Raw genomic sequence first — 360 nt, forward strand, 5'->3', positions numbered from 1 at the left:
GTTGATACCAATTTATTGTATTGAATTGGTTGAATTGACTGGATTATGCCACCCCGTGGTGTGGTCTGGTTTTTACAGCTGGTTTCAAATTTTGCAGTGTGGTTGCCGCGTTTTCCCGTGGGGCCATGTTGTGTCTGTTTTTGTTTTACTTCAACGGAGAGTTTGATCCTGGCTCAGGATGAACGCTGGCGGCGTGCTTAACACATGCAAGTCGAACGATGAAGGGAGCTTGCTCCTGGATTAGTGGCGAACGGGTGAGTAACACGTGAGTAACCTGCCCTTAACTCTGGGATAAGCCTGGGAAACTGGGTCTAATACCGGATATGACTCCTCATCGCATGGTGGGGGGTGGAAAGCTTT

Annotated in this window: 1 rRNA gene; it reads left to right on the forward strand. The window is 48.6% G+C overall.

What is annotated here, in order from left to right:
- Positions 1-150: 150 nt before the first annotated feature.
- A 16S ribosomal RNA gene (locus EYS21_RS23270) occupies positions 151-360 on the forward strand; the annotation flags it as partial.

Origin of the sequence: Arthrobacter sp. S39 (assembly GCF_004320525.1) — a bacterium.
GTDB lineage: Bacteria > Actinomycetota > Actinomycetes > Actinomycetales > Micrococcaceae > Arthrobacter.